This window comes from Zavarzinia sp., from assembly GCF_049306435.1.
Taxonomy (GTDB): Bacteria; Pseudomonadota; Alphaproteobacteria; order Zavarziniales; family Zavarziniaceae; genus Zavarzinia.
The window spans coordinates 1-2,444 of record NZ_JBAQRT010000256.1; the positions used below are offsets into that span (position 1 = coordinate 1).

Annotated in this window: 3 protein-coding genes and 1 pseudogene; all 4 read left to right on the top strand. The window is 67.3% G+C overall.

What is annotated here, in order from left to right:
- Positions 1–727 (top strand): annotated as a pseudogene (locus WAZ62_RS14795) (hypothetical protein); the annotation flags it as partial.
- Between the two features lie 107 nt (positions 728–834).
- The gene (gene rpsT / locus WAZ62_RS14800) at positions 835–1,110 is read left to right on the top strand and encodes a 30S ribosomal protein S20 (RefSeq protein ID WP_422644305.1); all 276 of its coding nucleotides are present in this window, start codon (positions 835–837) and stop codon (positions 1,108–1,110) included.
- A 506-nt stretch (positions 1,111–1,616) separates the two neighbouring features.
- Positions 1,617–2,048, top strand: coding sequence for a rhodanese-like domain-containing protein (locus WAZ62_RS14805; RefSeq protein ID WP_422644306.1), 432 nt, complete (start codon positions 1,617–1,619; stop codon positions 2,046–2,048).
- Positions 2,049–2,128: 80 nt separating this feature from the next.
- Positions 2,129–2,444 (top strand): DnaA N-terminal domain-containing protein (locus WAZ62_RS14810; protein WP_422644307.1); only part of this gene is annotated, 316 nt, incomplete at its 3' end.

A 2,444-nucleotide genomic window follows, 5' to 3' on the forward strand; every position in this document is an offset into this window, starting at 1 on the left:
GGTCGAGACGGCGAAGCCCGTGACGGCGCCCCAGCCCAAGCCCGCGCCCCCGCGCGAGGTCGCCGAGGTGCGCCCGCCCGATCCGGTGAAGAGCGAGGTTCCCGAACCCGAAAAGGCCAAGGAGCCCGAGAAGCCGAAAGAGCCGGAAAAGCCCAAGGAACCGGAAAAGCCGAAACCGGAAAAGCCGGAGAAGCCCGAAAAGCCCCAGAAGCCGGCCGAGACCAAGCCCGCGCCCGAGAAGCCGCAGAAGCCGACCAAGCCGAAGCCCGAGAAACCGGATGCGAAGGCGGTCGACCTCGACGAGCTCGACGCCCTGCTGAACGACACGACGCCCAAAAAGCCCGGCGCGCCGCCCCCCCAGGCGCGTGAAAGCACGACGCCGAATCGCGAGATCTTCGACGCGAATGATCCGACGAAGCCGCTGAGCAATTCCGACAAGGGCGCGATCATCGCCCAGATGAAGGAATGCTGGTACGTCGACATGGGCATGGCCGGGATCGACAAGATGTCGGTCACCTTCCGCGTGCGCTACGACCAGAGCGGGGCGCTGCTGGGGCCGCCGCAGAAGATCGACCAGACGCCGACGACGACACCGGCCTTCATCAACAAGGCCTTCATCGCCCTGCAGAAGTGCAATCCCTTGCGCAATCTGCCGGTCGCCACCTACGACAGCTGGAAATACATGGACATCGAATTCAGCCCGCGTGGCCTCGGCTTCGAGGGCTAGGGGGTGGCGGAGGCGGGGGGAAGGGCAGAATCGGCTTTACTCCCCCGGCCTCTGGTGATAGATGTCCGCGCTCGTTTTCCAGGTTATCCACATCGGGTCTGAACATTATGGCGAATACGGAATCGGCAAAAAAGCGCGTGCGCGTCACGGAACGGCGCACCGCGGTGAACCGTGCCCGCGTCTCGCGCATCCGCACCTTCATCAAGAAGGTCGAGACGGCGCTCGAGGCCGGCGATGCGGCGGCGGCCAAGGCGGCCTTCGCGGCGGCCGAGCCGGAGATCGCGCGCGGCGTGATCAAGGGCGTGCTGCCCAAGAATACCGCTTCCCGCAAGATCTCGCGCCTGTCGGCCCGGGTGAAGGCGCTGGGCGTTTCCGCCAACTGATCGGCGACGGACCGGCATCGCCGGTCCGGCAAGACGGCTCCGCGGTTCCTGCCGCGGCGTGATAGCGGCCCGCTCTGAGCGGGCCGTATTCATTTCGGCGCGGCCGTTCTTTCTGCAACCGCGCTGAAGGTTTCGCGCTTGCCTGCGGTATGCCGGTGCCGCTTCCCTTGTGTGACCTGTGGCGATTCTTCACCGTTCCCGCTTCGGTCCCGTTGCTTCCATCCGGGCCGGTTGTTATGGTGTTGCTCCTCGCAGGGCTGGCGGGGAAGCTAATCGAGCGAAGGGAATTCAGGCCCCTGCAACCGCGGTTTCGCGGCGCAGGCCGGGAGTCTTTTTGCCCGATGGGCAGGTAGGGCGAGCAACCGTCGTTGTCGTCGAGAGTTTTCCGGTCGGTATCGTTTGGATCGGAAAAATCTTGCCGGCTGGCTGCCGGGCAGGCGCAGGGCCAAGAGGCCGCGCCGCCGGGCATGACAGCCGCGCCGCATGAGAAGAAGAGGAGTGGAGTCGTGGCAGATTACGCGGGTGACATCACCCCGGGTGACGCGTGGCGTATCCTCAGCCAGGACTCTGGCGCGGTGCTGGTCGACGTCCGTTCGCAGGCCGAATGGAGCTTCGTCGGCGTGCCCGATCTCGCGCCCGTGGGCAAGAAGCCGATCCTGACGGCCTGGGCCCATTTTCCCGGCATGGTCGCCAACACGGATTTCCTGGCCGAGCTGAAGCAGGCGCTGGCGCAGGCCGGGCATGGCGATGGTTCGCCCGTGCTGTTTCTCTGTCGCTCGGGGGCCCGATCGCGTTCGGCGGCGATCATGGCGACCGCGGCCGGGATCGCGCCCGCCTATAACATCATCGCCGGCTTCGAGGGTGACCTCGACGGCGACGGTCACCGCGGCGCGAGCGGCGGCTGGAAGGCCGACGGCCTGCCCTGGCGGCAGACGTGACGGCGGTGACGCCCCGGCCGGCGCAAGGCCCCGGGGATGCGGTTGATGGCGGGCGACCAGGTCGGGCGGATTCGGCGGGCATGTTCCAGAACCAGCAATTCGAGGCAGCCTGGACGGCGGTGAAGAAACGCCTTCGGCTCGAACTCGGCGACAACACCTTCCAGAGCTGGATTCGTCCGCTCAATCTGGTGGAACTGCGCGCGCCCGACACGGTCGTGCTGGCGGTGCCCACCACCTTCATGCGCGATTATGTCCGCAGTCATTTCGCCGACCGGCTGACCGCCCTGTGGCGCACCGAGGAGCCGGGCGTGACGCTCGTCGACTTCCTGGTCGCGCCGCGCATGGCGGCCCCGGCCGCCAGCGTGGCCGTCGCCGCCCCGGCCGTAGCGGCCGCAC

What these genes read in the sequence shown, in the direction of transcription:
- rpsT (WP_422644305.1), top strand. Translation starts at nt 835, where the DNA reads ATGGCGAATACGGAATCGGCAAAAAAGCGCGTGCGCGTCACGGAACGG.